The sequence below is a fragment of the Pseudomonas sp. AK-TSAG1-1 genome, assembly GCF_056821665.1.
Genome location: NZ_CM165965.1, coordinates 6,047,056 through 6,061,407, shown reverse-complemented (window position 1 = coordinate 6,061,407; position 14,352 = coordinate 6,047,056). Strand labels below are relative to the sequence as shown.

The following is a 14,352-nucleotide window of genomic DNA, read 5'->3' as shown; positions in this document are numbered from 1 at the left end:
TAAATACTGAACGCTGTCGCCATGATAACGCTCAATATTCTTACAACATCAGGAGGCTCCCGCCTTGGACGTCGGTGAACGACTGCAATCGATCCGCAAGCTCAAAGGGCTTTCCCAGCGTGAACTCGCCAAACGCGCGGGCGTCACCAACAGCACCATTTCGATGATCGAAAAGAATAGCGTCAGCCCTTCGATCAGTTCGCTGAGAAAGGTGCTGGGCGGCATCCCCATGTCCATGGTCGAGTTCTTTTCCGAAGAAATCCTGCAGGAAATTCCGACCCAGATCGTCTACAAGGCCAACGAGCTGATCGACATTTCCGACGGCGCCGTGACCATGAAACTGGTCGGTCGCGCGCACCCGAGCCGGGCTATCGCGTTCCTCAACGAAATCTACCCGCCGGGCGCAGATACCGGCGAAGAAATGCTCACCCATGAAGGCGAGGAAACCGGGATTCTGGTTGAAGGGCGTCTGGAATTGGTGGTGGGGCTGGAAACTTTTATTCTCGAAGCCGGCGACAGCTACTACTTTGAAAGTACCAAGCCGCATCGTTTCCGTAATCCGTTCGACTTGCCTGCGCGACTAATCAGCGCAGCCACGCCGGCGAATTTTTGAAAAGAGAGGTGCCAAGCCATGACGGCGAAGGCATCCGAAGAGTTTTTCCACTGCGCGGTATAACCCCTTCGACTATGGGGTTGTTTCAGTGTGGCGGGCTACCCGCTATACTTGCGCCCGCCTGCGAACCGTGGCCGCAGGCGTGAATAGCCACCATTGAGGGTGAACGCGTGAACCTAATTATGAAAATGCTGGCCGCACCAGCAACCGTACTGGCCCTCTGGGCTGTCAGCGCTCAAGCTGCGACGAATGACGACATTGCCAAGCGCCTCGAGCCGGTCGGCCAGGTGTGCGTTCAGGGGCAGGAATGCAAGGGTATGGAAGTGGCAGCCTCCGCTGGCGGCGGTGGCGGGGCGAAGACGCCTGATGAAGTGATTGCAAAACATTGCAACGCTTGCCACGGTACGGGCCTGTTGGGCGCACCGAAAATCGGTGACGCGGCGGCCTGGAAAGACCGCGCCGATCACCAGGGTGGCCTCGACGGCCTGCTGGCCAAAGCCATCACCGGCCTGAACTCGATGCCGCCGAAAGGCACCTGCGCCGACTGCTCGGATGACGAGTTGAAGGGCGCTATCCAGAAGATGTCCGGCCTGAAATAAGCCACGCTTCTGACGAAAAAAGCCGTCTTCGGACGGTTTTTTTGTGCCCGCGATTCACGGCGCGGGCTGTCCTTTGCAGCAAACTCAGGGCAATCTCGGTCGTACCTCTATTCACGGAACGGGCAGGAGGCTTCAGATGGTGCAGTTGTGTTCGATCGAACAGGCAGTGGACGAGGTGCTCGCACGCTTGCCGGCGCATATCCACATGGGCATGCCGCTGGGGCTGGGCAAACCCAATCATTTCGTCAACGCGCTGTACCGGCGCATCAAGGACCTGCCCGAACGGCAACTGACGATCTACACCGCGCTGTGTCTGGGGCGGCCGACGCTGGGCGACGGTTTGCAGAAGCGCTTCATCGAACCCTTTGTCGAGCGGGTATTCGGTGACTACCCCGAATTCGATTTCCTCGCCGACCTGCAGCGTGACAGCCTCCCCACCAACATCCGCATCGAACAGTTCTTCATGCAGCCCGGCAGCCTGCTCAATAGCGCGCCGGCCCAGCAGGATTACGTCAGCAGCAACTACAGCCACGCCGCCCGCGACATCAACGCTGCCGGCCTGAACCTGGTGGCGCAGTTGCTCGCCAGCAGCAGCGAACACCCCGACCGGTTGAGCCTGAGCTGCAACCCGGACATCACTCTCGACCTGTTGCCGATGATCGCCAAGCGCCGCGATGCGGGGGAGACCATTCTGCTGGTCGGTCAGGTACACACCGAGCTGCCGTACATGCCCGGCGATGCCGAAGTCGATATCGACACCTTCGACCTGCTGATCGACGCGAAGGACAGCAGCACGCTGTTTTCCACGCCGAACATGCCGGTGGGATTTCAGGATCATTTCATCGGCCTGCACGCCAGCACCCTGGTGCGTGACGGCGGCACCTTGCAGATCGGCATCGGCTCGATGGGCGATGCGCTGACCGCGGCGCTGCTCGCGCGGCAAGCGGATAACGCCGGTTATCAGGCCCTGCTCAACGACCTCAACCTCAGCCAGTGGGCGCAGTTGATCGAGCGCGAAGGCGGCACCGCACCCTTCGCCAAAGGCCTGTATGGCTGCAGTGAAATGTTCGTCAACGGTCTGCTGGTGCTGGCGGACGCCGGGATCATCCGGCGCAAGGTTTACCCCGACGTACAGACTCAGGAACAGGCCAACGCCGGCACCCTCGATGAAGCGGCGCAAACCGATGGCATCTCGGTGCACGGCGGTTTCTTCCTCGGCCCGCGCAGTTTCTACGAGCGCCTGCGCGAGTTACCGCAGAGCAAGCGCCTCGAATTCAACATGACCCGCATCAGCTACATCAACGAGCTGTACGGGCAGGAGGAACTCAAGCGATTGCAGCGCCTCGATGCACGGTTCATCAACACCGTGTTCACCATGACGCTGATGGGCGCGGGTGTAGCCGATCAGCTGGAAGACGGGCGGGTGCTCAGCGGCGTTGGCGGGCAGTACAACTTCGTTGCCCAGGGCCACGCGCTGCACGATGCGCGCTCGATTCTGATCCTGCGCAGCTGGCGCGAATCCGGTGGCGAAGTCAGTTCGAATATTGTCTGGGAATACGGCCACTGCACGATCCCGCGGCATCTGCGTGACATCGTGGTTACCGAGTACGGCATCGCCGATCTGCGCGGCAAATCCGATGCGGTGGTGATCGAGGCGTTGCTCAATATCAGCGATTCACGCTTTCAACCGGGGCTGATCGAACAGGCGCAGAAGGTCGGCAAGCTGCCGAAGGATTTCCATCTCGATCCACGCTTTGCCGAGAACACGCCGCAGCGTTTACAGGCGATTGCCGCGAGGCATCCGAACCTGTTTCCGGAGTATCCGTTGGGCTGTGATTTCACGGCGATCGAGCGGGATCTGCTGCGGGCGCTGAACTGGCTGAAGAGCAAGTTCAAGCTGACCGAGATTCTGGAACTTGGCAAAGCAGCCCTCGACGCACCCGATGCCTCGACATTCCCCGACCACCTGGAACGCATGCAACTGACACACCCGGAAGGCCTGAAAGAAGACCTCTTCCAGCGCCTGCTCCTCACCGGCCTCAAAGCCACCGCCCAATAACCACCCACCGCAAAACCAACTGTGGGAGCGGGCTTGCTCGCGAAAGCGCCCGATCAGTCAAAGAATTTGTCGACTGGCACGACGCCTTCGCGAGCAAGCCTGCTCCCACAGGGGGAATGCGATGTTGCGGGTTAACGGTGACGGTATCGAAGCCATCCACCCCGAACACCACCGCGAACTAACGGCCTGACCCAAACCAACTGTGGGAGCGGGCTTGCTCGCGAAAGCGCCCGATCAGTCAAAGAATTTGTCGACTGACACGACGCCTTCGCGAGCAAGCCCGCTCCCACAGGGGGAATGCGCTGTTGCGGGTTAACGGTGACGGTATCGAAGCCATCCGCCCCGAACACCACCGCGAACTAACGGCCTGACCCAAAACAACTGTGGGAGCGGGCTTGCTCGCGAAAGCGCCCGATCAGTCAAAGAATTTGTCGACTGGCACGACGCCTTCGCGAGCAAGCCCGCTCCCACAGGGGGAATGCGATGTTGCGGGTTAACGGTGACGGTATCGAAGCTATCCGCCCCGAAGACCCGCGCGAACTAACGGCCTGACCCAAAAACAACTGTGGGAGCGGGCTTGCTCGCGAAAGCGCCCGATCAGTCAAAGAATATGTCGACTGACACGACGCCTTCGCGAGCAAGCCCGCTCCCACAAGGGGAATGCGATGTTGCGGGTTAACGGTGACGGTATCGAAGCCATCCGCCCCGAACACCACCGCGAACTAACGGCCTGACCCAAACCAACTGTGGGAGCGGGCTTGCTCGCGAAAGCGCCTGATCAGTCAAAGAATTTGTCGACTGGCACGACGCCTTCGCGAGCAAGCCCGCTCCCACAGGGGGAATGCGCTGTTGCGGGTTAACGGTGACGGTATCGAAGCCATCCGCCCCGAACACCACCGCGAACTAACGGCCTGACCCAAAACAACTGTAGGAGCGGGCTTGCTCGCGAAAGCGCCCGATCAGTCAAAGAATTTGTCGACTGGCACGACGCCTTCGCGAGCAAGCCTGCTCCCACAGGGGGAATGCGCTGTGGCGTTATTCGATGAAGGTGACAACGCCATCCTTCAGCGATTTGACGCGAGCCAGCGATTCAACGCGATAGCCCTGCGAATCCAGCTCGGCACGGCCGCCCTGGAACGACTTCTCGATCACGATGCCCAGGCCGGCCACGGTGGCGCCAGCCTGCTTGATGATCGAGATCAGCGCCTGCGATGCCTTACCGTTGGCCAGGAAGTCGTCGATGATCAGCACGCGATCGCTGCTGGTCAGGTGACGCGGGGAGATGGCCACGGTGCTTTCGGTCTGCTTGGTGAACGAGTAAACGGTCGCCGACAGCAGGTTTTCCGTCAGGGTCAGGGACTGGTGTTTGCGGGCGAAGATCACCGGCACGCCGAGGTTCAGACCGGTCATGATCGCCGGAGCAATGCCCGAGGCCTCGATGGTAACGATCTTGGTGATGCCGGAGTCCTTGAACAGCGTGGCGAATTCGTCGCCGATCAGCTTCATCAGGGCCGGGTCGATCTGGTGGTTCAGAAAGGCGTCGACTTTCAGGACCTGATCGGAAAGCACGATGCCTTGTTCGCGGATTTTCTGGTGCAATGCTTCCATGAAGCTGTCCTCGTTCAGCGCTTGTGCGCCCTAAGCTTTAAAAAAGTGGTCAATTCTAGCGCTTTAACATCGCGCGTATATCAGCCAGTGCGCTATTGCCTCGCACGGCTTTGACTTCGGTCGGTGTGTCGTCGTTGCCTTCCCACGCCAGATCGTCCGGCGGCAGCTCATCGAGGAAGCGGCTTGGCGCGCAATCGATGATCTCGCCGTACTGTTTGCGCTTGGCGGCGAAGGTGAACGCCAGGGTCTGACGCGCGCGGGTGATGCCCACGTAGGCCAGGCGGCGCTCCTCTTCGATGGTGTCGGCTTCGATGCTGGAGCGGTGCGGGAGAATTTCCTCTTCCATGCCCATGATGAACACGTAGGGGAATTCCAGGCCCTTGGACGCATGCAGGGTCATCATCTGCACGCCTTCGGCGCCGTCTTCCTCTTCCTGCTGACGTTCCAGCATGTCGCGCAGGACCAGTTTGCCGATGGCGTCCTCGACGGTCATCTCGCCGTCTTCGTCTTTTTCCAGGGTGTTCTTCAAGGCTTCGATGAGGAACCAGACGTTGCTCATCCGGTAGTCCGCAGCCTTGTCGCTGGAGCTGTTGGTGCGCAGCCAGTTCTCGTAGTCGATGTCCATGACCATGCTGCGCAGCGCCGAGATCGGGTCTTCGCCGGCGCACTGCTCACGGACCTTGTCCATGAAGCGCTTGAAGCGCGACAGGCGATCGGTGAAGCGGCTGTCCAGATGCTCGCCCAGACCGATTTCGTCGGTGGCGGCGTACATCGAGATCTTGCGCTCGGTGGCGTAGTTGCCGAGCTTTTCCAGAGTCGTGGAGCCGATTTCCCGGCGCGGCACGTTGATCACCCGCAGGAAGGCGTTGTCGTCGTCCGGGTTCACGATCAGGCGGAAGTAGGCCATCAAGTCCTTCACTTCCTGACGGCCGAAGAAGCTGTTACCGCCGCTCAGACGGTACGGCACCTGATGGTGCTGCAGTTTCAGCTCGATCAGCTTGGCCTGGTAGTTGCCGCGATAGAGGATCGCGAAATCGCTGTACGGGCGATCGGTGCGCAAGTGCAGGCTGAGGATTTCCATGGCCACGCGCTCGGCTTCGGCGTCCTCGTTGCGGCAGCGGATCACGCGGATCTCGTCACCGTGGCCCATCTCACTCCACAGCTGTTTTTCGAATTCGTGCGGGTTGTTCGAGATCAGCACGTTGGCGCAACGCAGGATGCGGCTGGTGGAGCGGTAGTTCTGCTCCAGCATCACCACTTTCAGGGACGGATAATCGTCCTTGAGCAGCATCAGGTTTTCCGGCCGCGCGCCGCGCCAGGCGTAGATCGACTGGTCGTCGTCGCCCACCACGGTGAACTGGTTGCGTTTGCCGATGAGCATTTTCACCAGCAGGTACTGGCTGGCGTTGGTGTCCTGGTATTCGTCGACCAGCAGGTAACGCACCTTGTTCTGCCACTTTTCAAGAATGTCGGCATGCTCTTCGAAGAGCTTTACCGGCAGCAGGATCAGGTCGTCGAAGTCCACTGCGTTGAACGCCTTGAGCGTGCGCTGGTAGTGGGTGTAGACGATGGCGGCGGTCTGCTCTTTCGGATTACGCGCGTTCTCCAGCGCCTGCGGCGGCAGGATCAGGTCGTTTTTCCAGGCGCCGATCATGTTCTTGATCTCGTCGACACCGTCGTCGCCCGCGTATTCCTTCTGCATGATGTCGGTCATCAGCGCTTTGACGTCGGTCTCGTCAAAGATCGAGAAACCGGGTTTGTAGCCCAGCCGCACGTGTTCCTTGCGGATGATGTTCAGGCCCAGGTTGTGGAAGGTGCAGACTGTCAGGCCGCGACCTTCGCCGGCGCGCAGCAGCGTCCCGACCCGCTCCTTCATCTCGCGCGCGGCCTTGTTGGTAAAGGTCATGGCGACGATGTACTGGGCGCGGATGCCGCAGTTCTGGATCAGATGCGCGATTTTGCGCGTGATCACGCTGGTCTTGCCGGAGCCAGCGCCGGCGAGCACCAATAGAGGGCCGCCGACGTAGTTCACGGCTTCTTGCTGCCGGGGATTGAGTCGGGACATACGAAAATTCGGGAGTCGTTGACGAAATGGGCCGGCATTTTAACAGGCTCAGCGATTTGTGCTGCTCTCTCCGACTTGTGACGCACCGCGCGATTCAAATTTGCCGGTTTTGTTACTTTCGCGGAGGATGCACGGTGATTTTGCGGCTAATGTTCTCATTCGTGACACAAAATAACGTTCTGATAATCGTTGTCATTGAACATCGCAACGGCATAATGCCCCGCCCACATCATTGCAGAGTCTAGGGAGCTAGCTTGTCTACGCCTGTCGAACCCTTGCGTTTGCTGCTACTGGCCGAAGAGCCAGCGTGGACAGCGTTATTGCGCGAGTGTCTGGCTCCGATGGGGAGCGCGGCGGTGCTGATCAGCGCGCCGAGCTGGGAGTCGGTCAGCAGTCTGTTCGAAGACAACCGCCATGCGGTGTTGTTGACCGTTGCCGCGTTGCAGCCGGCCCCGGGCCGTTGCAGCCTGCCGACAGTGTTGCTGCTGGATCACGAACCGGCCACCGCGCCCGATGGCGTCAGCGACTGGCTGGTGTTCGACGCCCTCGACGCCGGCATGCTGCGTCGTTGCCTGCGCCATGTGCGTGAGCGCGGCGTGCTGGAAAACACCCTGCAACGCCTCGCTGAACAGGATCCGCTGACCGGCATCGCCAATCGCCAGGGGTTCCAGACCTTGCTCACAGCGCGCCTCGCAGAGAATGACGGACGTGGCCTGGCCCTCGGGCATCTCGATCTCGACAACTTTCGGCATGCCAACGATGCCCTTGGCCATCAGGCCGGCGATCGCCTGATCCTGCAGGTCGTTGCGCGGCTGAAAAGCCAGCTGGAGGCCGGTGATCAACTGGCGCGCCTGGGCAGCGACGAGTTTGCCCTGCTGATCGACACCCGGCGTGCGCCGCAACGCGCCGAGTGGATGGCCGAACGCATCACTGAAGCCTTGTCCGAACCGTATTGGGTCGATGGCGAAAGCCTGTTGATCGGCTCCAGCCTTGGCATCGCCCACGCCCGCGCACAAGGTGGCGCCGACCCGCTGATGTGGCATGCGCACATCGCCATGCAGCAGGCCAAGAGCACCCAGGGCTGCACCTTCCACATCTTCAACGAACGCATCAACCGCAATGCGCGGAGCATGGCCGACCTCGAAAGCGAGCTGCGCAGGGCTTTGCGTCGCGATGAGCTGGAGTTGCATTACCAGCCACGGCTTAATCTTGAGGACGGCCAGATTGTCGGCCTCGAAGCGCTGGTGCGCTGGCGTCATGGCGAGCGGGGTCTGCTGCCGCCGAGCGAATTCGTGCCGCTGGCCGAACAGAGCGGGTTGATCGTGCCACTGGGTTACTGGGTGATTTCCCGGGCCCTGCGTGACATGCAGGCCTTGCGCGAGCGAGGCCTGCCAGCGCTGCACATGGCGATCAACCTGTCGTTCCGCCAGTTTCAGGACAGTCAGCTGTTACCGACATTGAGCCGGTTGATCGCTGAGCGAGGGGTCGAGGCGCAGTGGCTGGAGTTCGAGCTGACCGAGACCGCCGTGATGCGCCGCAGCGATCTGGTCAAGCAGACCATGGACGCCCTCGGCCGCCTCGGCGTGCGTTTCTCGCTGGACGACTTCGGCACCGGGTTTTCATCGTTCGTGCACCTCAACAGCCTGCCGATCACCTTGCTGAAGATCGACAAGAGCTTCGTTGGTGGCATGGAACAGCGCGAAGAGAACCGCAAACTGGTGCACGCGATGATCAACCTCGCGCACAACCTGCACCTGGAAGTGGTGGCGGAAGGGGTCGAGACGCCGGAGCAACTGGAACTACTGCGCGGCTTTGGCTGTGATCAGGTGCAGGGCTATCTGATCAGCCGGCCGTTGCCGTTGGCGGAGTTGGTGGAGTACCTGACGTTCGGCTCAAGCCAGCAACCAGCCCTGGAAATCGTCAGCTAAACACCTATCCCTTGTAGGAGTGAGCCTGCTCGCGATGGCGGTGTGTCAGGCAATGATGATTGGTCTGATACACCGCCATCGCGAGCAGGCTCACTCCTACAAGGGTACTCAGTCAGGCTGGGCGACGGTGTATTGATTTGATGGCGCCGGCTCCAGCCGAATCATCCGCTTCATCTTCCATTCAAACGCCAGCGTCAGGCTCACCGCCGCACACGCCAGGCCCAGCGCCAGCCCCCACCACACGCCGGTCGGCCCCCAGTTCAAGTGGAACGCCATCCACCACGCCGCTGGCGCGCCGATCAGCCAATAGCAACCAAGGCCGACCAGGAACGTGGTCTTGGCATCCTTGAGCCCGCGAATGCAACCCATGGCGATGGTCTGCGTGCCGTCAAACAACTCGAACCACGCCGCCACGGCCAGCAGGCTCACGGCCAGACGAATCACCTCGGCAAACGCCGGGTCGTCATGGTCCAGAAACAGGCCGACCAACTGGTTCGGCAGCAACCAGAACACCATTGCAAAACCCAACATCACTACCGCGCCGAATACGATGCCGACCCGCCCGGACATCCGCGCATCGCCCAGTTGCCCGGCGCCGTAATGCTGGCCAACGCGCATGGTGATCGCGTAGGACATCCCCGCCGGCACCATGAACGCCACCGAAACGATCTGCAGGGCGATCTGGTGTGCGCCCAGTTGCGTGCTGCCCATGGTGCCCATGCACAGCGCGGCGAAGGCGAACAAGCCGACTTCTACTGCATAGGTGCCGCCGATTGGCAGACCGAGACGCCACAGCTCTTTGAGGTACTGGCGATTCGGCCGCGACAGGCCCGCGCGCAACGGATAAGCGTCGTAGGCCGGATGCCGACGGATGTGCCAGGCCAGCGCCAGCGCCATGCAGTTGGCGACAATCGCCGTGACCAGGCCGATGCCCGTCAGGCCCAATTTCGGCAGGCCGAACATGCCGGTGATCAGCGCGTAATTCAGCAGGAAGTTGGCGACGGTGCCGCCAAGGCTGATGACCATCACCGGCGTCGCCCGACCAATCGCGCTGGTGAAGCCGCGCAGGGCCATGAAGCTCAGGTAGCCGGGCAGGGCGAACGGCAGGGCAATCAGGAACTGCCCGGCGGCGTTGACGTTGGTTTCGGTCTGGCCGAACAGCAGCAACACCGGTTTGAGGTTCCACAGCAGCAGCGCAGCGCCGAGCGCCATCAGCCACGCCAGCCACAACCCGGCCTGAGTCAGGCGTGCGGCGCCGATAATGTCGCCGGCCCCCTTGCGAATCGCCACCAGGGTGCCGACCGCCGCGATCACGCCGATGCAGAAAATCGACACGAACGAATAGCTCGCAGCCCCTAGCCCGCCACCGGCCAACGCTTCAGGGCTCAATCGCGCCATCATCAAGGTGTCGGTCAGCACCATCAGCATGTGCGCCAACTGTGAAGCAATCAACGGCCCCGCCAGCCGCAGGATGGCCCAGAGTTCGGTACGCACAGGATGCTGCATGGTCATCACCACTCATTGAAAGAGGGAACAGGGGACCGTCGATTCTCGGCGCTTGGCAGCGTTTGCACAAAGGGATAAAAAGGATGGGTGGCATGATTAAAACTCATCATGAACGGATTCTGCCAGGTTGGCTGCATCCCGCTACTGGAGCTTGGTATATGTCTCGTCGTCTTCCTCCCTTGTATGCCCTGCGCGCATTCGAAGCGGCAGCGCGGCACAGTTCGTTCACCCGCGCCGCTGAGGAACTGTCGATCACCCAGAGCGCGGTGAGTCGGCACATTCGTACGCTTGAAGAGCATTTTGCCTGCAAGCTGTTTCATCGCAGCGGACGCAACCTGCAACTCACCGAGTCCGCCCGGATGCTGTTGCCGGGGATTCGCGACGGCTTTGCTGCGCTTGAGCGCGCCTGCAACACCTTGCGCGCCGAAGACGACATCCTGCGCATGAAAGCACCGTCGACCCTGACCATGCGCTGGCTGCTGGCGCGGCTCAGCCGCTTCCGTCATCTGCAACCGGGCAACGAGGTGCAACTGACCAGTGCCTGGATGGACGTGGACTCGGTCGACTTCAACAACGAGCCTTTCGACTGCGCGGTGCTGCTCAGTGACGGGCATTTCCCGCCGGATTGGGAGGCCAGCCTGCTGTTTCCCGAAGAGCTGATTCCGGTCGGTGCACCGAACCTGCTGAACGATCAACCCTGGGATGTCGCGCGCCTGGCCGCCACCGAGTTGCTGCACCCGACCCCGGATCGGCGTGACTGGCGCAGTTGGCTGGAGCACATGGGGCTGTCCGATCAGGTCTCGCTCAAGGGCGGACAGGTGTTCGATACCCTTGAACTGGGGATGATCGCGGCGGCGCGCGGTTACGGTGTGTCGATGGGCGATCTGCTGATGGTTGCCGAGGATGTGGCGCAAGGGCGCTTGAGCCTGCCGTGGCCGACCGCCGTCGCCAGCGGGCTGAATTATTACCTGGTGTGGCCGAAGACCCGGCCGGGAGGTGAGCGTTTGCGCCGCCTCAGCGACTTCCTGCAAGGCGAAGTGCGCGCGATGGCGCTGCCGGTGGTCGAGCGCTTGAGCTGAAACGTTCGAGCCGCCACAATGCCGGCCTTGCGCCATAACCCCGCTGTTTACTCAAGTATTCGCTTTTACCGCCGAAAATGAGCAGGTGGGACCGTCGTGCCGGTTTCCACGATTTCACCCCCCATATTAGAAAATTTCCGAGCAGATGCTGCGATCAGGGAGGATCCGGTGGCTCGGCCAGGAGCTGTCCATGTCTCAACCTCGCGCCCGGATCGCCTCGCAGCTGGGCCTCGCGCTCGCTGTGATCCTTGCGATCGTCATCAGTGGCAGTACGGTGTTCGCCCTGCGTTCGCTGGATACCGCCAACCTCGCCACCCGTGAAGAACACCTCGCCAGTGAGGCGCGGCTGCTGGCCGATCAGTTGAGTACCTTCCACGGCACGCTGCGCGAAAGTACGCAGCGCCTGAGCGGATTGTTCGAGAAACGCTTCAGCGCGGGCCTGAGCATTCACGCGGATGAGCCGGTGACGGTTGCCGGTACCCAGACGCCGGGCCTGCATCTGGGCAGCGAAGTGCTGAACAACAACTTCAAGGAAGTCGACGAGTTCAAGCAAATGACCGCCGGTGTCGCCACGCTGTTTGTGCGCAGCGGCGAAGACTTCGTGCGGGTCAGCACCTCGCTGACCAAACAGGATGGCACGCGCGCCATCGGCACCTTGCTCGACCATGCGCACCCGGCCTATGCGAAGTTGATGGCGGGACAGGGCTATGTCGGTCGCGCCTTGCTGTTCGATCGTTCCTACATGACCCAATACACCCCGGTGCGCGACGGCAGCGGCAAGGTGATTGCGGTGTTGTTCGTCGGTTTCGACTACACCGATGCGCAGAACGCCCAGTTCGACAACCTCAAGCGTTTCCGCATCGGTCAGAGCGGCTCGCTGGCGCTGTTGGATGAGCAAAACAAATGGCTGGTTGCGCCAGCGGGTGTGCAGGCACCGGATCAGGCAGTGCCGGTGATCAACGGTCTGGCCAGGAAACCGGGTAAAGGCGAGTTCTGGAGCGACACCGCCGAAGACTTCTACAGCATCGCCGTACCGTTCGACGGCGGGCCGTGGTCGGTGGTGGCTAGCATGCCGAAATCCGAGATTCGCGCCGTGACCTGGAGTGTCGGCACGCAACTGGCCATCGGCAGTCTGCTGGCGATGCTGATCGCGGTGGGCGCGGCGATGTGGCTGCTGCGTAGCAAGCTGCAACCGCTGGGCGATCTGGTACGTCAGGCCGAAGCCTTGGGCGCCGGCGAACTGAGCGTGCGCCTGAATGTGTCGAGCAACGACGAAATCGGCCAGTTGTCCCGCGCGTTCAACCAGATGAGCCAGGCGCTGTCGACCATGGTCGAGCATATTCGCCGCTCCTCGGAAGAGGTCAACAGCCGTGCCCAGGCGCTGTCCGGGTTGTCCGGTGGCGCGTACGAGGGCATGGAGCAGCAGTCGGGCGAGATCACCAGCATGGCCGGTGCGGTGGAAGAGTTCAGCGCCACCTCGCTGAACATCGCCGACAACATGGGCAACACCCAGCGTCTGGCGCAGGAAAATGCCCAGCAGACCCAGATCGGGCGCACCTCGATGGAAGAAGCCTCTTCCTCGCTGGAGCAAATCGCTGGTGCGCTGAACACCACCGCTAGCGTGATCAACACCCTCGGTCAGCGTTCCCAGGAAATCGGCGGCATCGTCAGTGTGATCACCTCGATTGCCGAACAGACCAACCTGCTGGCCCTCAATGCGGCCATTGAAGCGGCCCGCGCCGGTGAGCAGGGCCGTGGTTTTGCCGTGGTGGCTGACGAGGTGCGCAACCTGGCGTCGCGTACCCGTCAGGCGACCGACGAAATCTCCGGGATGATCCACAGCATCCAGCAGGAAACCGGCAACGCCATCAGCACCATGGAGCAGGGCAATCTGCTGATGCAGGAAGGCCTGTCGCGCAATGCCAACGTGGCCTCGGCGCTGGCGCGGATTGATGAGCAGAGCCGTTCGGCAGGGCAGCAGTTTGCGGCGATCACTACGGCGACGCAGGAGCAGAGCAGCACGGCGACGTTGCTCAGCAGTAATTTGCAGAGCATCGCACTGGCCAACAGTGAGCAGCGCGAAGTGGTTTCCAATCTGGCGGTCACCGCCAAGGAACTGGAGAAGCTGGCCGCCGATCTGCGCTCCGAGGTTGATCGTTTCCGCTGATGCGGCGTGCCGGTTACTGGTACGCGGAGAGGTCTTCGCTGGAGTCGACCTCTCCCCATTCTCCTGAATAGGCAACGGCCTCGATCGCGACTCGACCGGCGTCGATGACACGCTGCAGGGTATTGGTCATGTGCATCTTGTCGCACTGGTCCGAGGTTAATTCGCCCCGCAGCCGCACGACCTCTGCCCAACCTGCGGGCGTGAAGCGCAGCAGCCCCATGTACTGGCCTTCGACTTCCTCCACCGAATGCGGTTTGTTGCCGATTTCGGCCAGCGTGTTGTCGCTATTGAGCCGGAACGTCTCGGCATCCAGCAGTGGATCGCCAAAACGCTGAGTCCACAACGCCAGCCAATGGGGGTCGTAGGTGACGGCCAGCGACGCTTCGCTGGCCATCAGCGACCGGACGGCGTCCGGGCTGTAAAAAATGTCCGAATAACTGACGATGCATGGCTGGCCCTCAAGCCAGGACTCGGCGCAGGCCAGCGACGACACCATGTTGGTGTCGGCCCAGCGAGGGTTGTGAAATTCGCTCAGGCCCCGGTCGGCCAACAATTCGCGCTTGTAGCCGGTTACCACGGCGATTTCACTGATGCCCGCTGCGCGCAACGATTGCAGTTGCCATTCGAGCAAGGGTTTGCCGCGCAATTCGACCAGACACTTTGGTCGTTCATCGGTGAGGCTTTTCATGCGGCTGCCACGTCCGGCAGCCAGAATAATGGCTTTCACA

At 61.4% G+C, this 14,352-nt stretch carries 10 protein-coding genes; 6 read left to right on the top strand and 4 right to left on the bottom strand.

Annotated features, from left to right (window positions below; all coding sequences use genetic code 11):
• The first annotated feature begins 64 nt into the window (after positions 1-64).
• The 3 genes from AC1UK9_RS27545 to AC1UK9_RS27535 all read left to right on the top strand — a co-directional run bounded on the left by AC1UK9_RS27545 (position 65) and on the right by AC1UK9_RS27535 (position 3,271).
• Positions 65-613, top strand: a complete 549-nt coding sequence (locus AC1UK9_RS27545) for a cupin domain-containing protein (protein ID WP_025112726.1) — start codon at positions 65-67, stop codon at positions 611-613.
• 182 nt (positions 614-795) lie between these two features.
• Positions 796-1,212 carry a c-type cytochrome gene (locus AC1UK9_RS27540; protein ID WP_025112727.1) on the top strand — a complete coding sequence of 139 codons (417 nt, stop codon included), beginning with the start codon at positions 796-798 and terminating at the stop codon, positions 1,210-1,212.
• Between the two features lie 136 nt (positions 1,213-1,348).
• On the top strand, positions 1,349-3,271 hold the full coding sequence (locus tag AC1UK9_RS27535; RefSeq protein WP_482578848.1) for an acetyl-CoA hydrolase/transferase C-terminal domain-containing protein: 1,923 nt from the start codon (positions 1,349-1,351) through the stop codon (positions 3,269-3,271).
• A 1,035-nt stretch (positions 3,272-4,306) separates the two neighbouring features.
• Here the strand turns inward: AC1UK9_RS27535 and AC1UK9_RS27530 are convergent.
• Both AC1UK9_RS27530 and rep read right to left on the bottom strand, forming a co-directional pair.
• The gene (locus tag AC1UK9_RS27530) at positions 4,307-4,879 is read right to left on the bottom strand and encodes a xanthine phosphoribosyltransferase (RefSeq protein WP_025113230.1); all 573 of its coding nucleotides are present in this window, start codon (positions 4,877-4,879) and stop codon (positions 4,307-4,309) included.
• A gap of 55 nt (positions 4,880-4,934) precedes the next feature.
• Positions 4,935-6,944: a DNA helicase Rep gene (gene rep, locus AC1UK9_RS27525; protein ID WP_025113231.1), complete on the bottom strand. Its 2,010-nt coding sequence runs from the start codon at positions 6,942-6,944 to the stop codon at positions 4,935-4,937.
• A 254-nt stretch (positions 6,945-7,198) separates the two neighbouring features.
• On the opposite strand from rep, the gene AC1UK9_RS27520 reads away from it, so the two are divergent.
• Positions 7,199-8,872: a putative bifunctional diguanylate cyclase/phosphodiesterase gene (locus AC1UK9_RS27520; RefSeq protein WP_482578847.1), complete on the top strand. Its 1,674-nt coding sequence runs from the start codon at positions 7,199-7,201 to the stop codon at positions 8,870-8,872.
• 108 nt (positions 8,873-8,980) lie between these two features.
• On the opposite strand, the gene AC1UK9_RS27515 is transcribed toward AC1UK9_RS27520, so the two are convergent.
• Positions 8,981-10,378, bottom strand: coding sequence for a NorM family multidrug efflux MATE transporter (locus AC1UK9_RS27515; RefSeq protein ID WP_482578846.1), 1,398 nt, complete (start codon positions 10,376-10,378; stop codon positions 8,981-8,983).
• 158 nt (positions 10,379-10,536) lie between these two features.
• Here AC1UK9_RS27515 and AC1UK9_RS27510 point away from each other — a divergent pair, with 158 nt between their 5' ends.
• The gene (locus AC1UK9_RS27510) at positions 10,537-11,457 is read left to right on the top strand and encodes a LysR substrate-binding domain-containing protein (protein WP_473013934.1); all 921 of its coding nucleotides are present in this window, start codon (positions 10,537-10,539) and stop codon (positions 11,455-11,457) included.
• A 190-nt stretch (positions 11,458-11,647) separates the two neighbouring features.
• Positions 11,648-13,624: a methyl-accepting chemotaxis protein gene (locus AC1UK9_RS27505; protein ID WP_482578845.1), complete on the top strand. Its 1,977-nt coding sequence runs from the start codon at positions 11,648-11,650 to the stop codon at positions 13,622-13,624.
• Between the two features lie 13 nt (positions 13,625-13,637).
• On the opposite strand, the gene AC1UK9_RS27500 is transcribed toward AC1UK9_RS27505, so the two are convergent.
• Positions 13,638-14,351, bottom strand: coding sequence for a phosphocholine cytidylyltransferase family protein (locus AC1UK9_RS27500; protein ID WP_025113236.1), 714 nt, complete (start codon positions 14,349-14,351; stop codon positions 13,638-13,640).
• Position 14,352: the final 1 nt, after the last annotated feature.

What these genes read in the sequence shown, in the direction of transcription:
- AC1UK9_RS27540 (WP_025112727.1), top strand. Translation starts at nt 796, where the DNA reads ATGAAAATGCTGGCCGCACCAGCAACCGTACTGGCCCTCTGGGCTGTC.
- AC1UK9_RS27535 (WP_482578848.1), top strand. Translation starts at nt 1,349, where the DNA reads ATGGTGCAGTTGTGTTCGATCGAACAGGCAGTGGACGAGGTGCTCGCA.
- AC1UK9_RS27530 (WP_025113230.1), bottom strand. Translation starts at nt 4,879, where the DNA reads ATGGAAGCATTGCACCAGAAAATCCGCGAACAAGGCATCGTGCTTTCC.
- rep (WP_025113231.1), bottom strand. Translation starts at nt 6,944, where the DNA reads ATGTCCCGACTCAATCCCCGGCAGCAAGAAGCCGTGAACTACGTCGGC.
- AC1UK9_RS27515 (WP_482578846.1), bottom strand. Translation starts at nt 10,378, where the DNA reads ATGCAGCATCCTGTGCGTACCGAACTCTGGGCCATCCTGCGGCTGGCG.
- AC1UK9_RS27510 (WP_473013934.1), top strand. Translation starts at nt 10,537, where the DNA reads ATGTCTCGTCGTCTTCCTCCCTTGTATGCCCTGCGCGCATTCGAAGCG.
- AC1UK9_RS27505 (WP_482578845.1), top strand. Translation starts at nt 11,648, where the DNA reads ATGTCTCAACCTCGCGCCCGGATCGCCTCGCAGCTGGGCCTCGCGCTC.